The organism is Streptomyces katrae, from assembly GCF_000966975.1.
Lineage (GTDB): Bacteria > Actinomycetota > Actinomycetes > Streptomycetales > Streptomycetaceae > Streptomyces > Streptomyces katrae.
The window spans coordinates 1-798 of record NZ_JZWV01000956.1; the positions used below are offsets into that span (position 1 = coordinate 1).

Genomic DNA, 798 nt, shown 5'->3' on the forward strand with positions numbered 1-798 from the left:
GACCAGCCCCGGCATCAGGCGCAGTGCGTTCTCCCGGTTCACGGCCCGGCGCAGCTCCGGGGTGAACGCCGGGTCGGCGGCCAGCGCGGGGAGGGCCAGGTCCGTGACCACGGCGGCCGGGCAGGCCGGCCAGTCGCTGCCGAAGAGGATCCGGTGCGGGTCCACCGTCGCCAGCAGGGTGCCGGCCGGGGAGAGCGGGCCGGCCGTGTCGTAGTAGAAGCGGTGCATGTGGTCCCGTACCGCCGCGGGGTCCACGGGCGGGTCGAAGGCGCCCGCGAAGGCCTCCATGCGGGTCGCGATCTGCGGGAGGAAGCCGCCGCCGTGCGGCAGGATCACCGACAGGTTCGGGAAGCGGTCGAGGGTCCGGGTGCGGATCATGTTCGCGGCGGCGCGGGTGGTGTCGAGCAGGAAGTCGCAGAGGAAGTTCGGCAACCCGGGCACGGACACGGGCCCCCCGGGCCCACCGCCCGGCCCACCGGGCCCGCCACCGTGCGTCCCGCCCGGGCCGCCGTGCCTCCCGCCCGGCCCGCCGGCCGGACCGCCCGAGCCCGCGGCGGGACCGCCGAAGGCTCCAGCCGGACCGGCATGGCCTCCGCCCGGCCCGCCGGGCCCACCGGTCATGCCGCCGGGGTGTCCCCCCGGTGCGCCGACGCCTGTGCCCGCGCCGCCCGGCCCACCGTCCGGCGCCCCGGCTGCCACCGTGGGTCGGCCGGCGGCCGGGCCGTCCGGGAGGTTGTGCGGGTGGGTGTCCACGATCGCCGCGCGTTCGTCGAGTTCGGCGAAGATCCCGTCGTACGA

The 798-nt window shown here is 78.1% G+C and carries 1 protein-coding gene; it reads right to left on the minus strand.

Annotated features, from left to right (window positions below):
• On the minus strand, positions 1-441 hold a 441-nt coding region (locus VR44_RS47725), incomplete at its 3' end, for an amidohydrolase family protein (protein WP_342669407.1).
• Between the last annotated feature and the right edge of the window lie 357 nt (positions 442-798).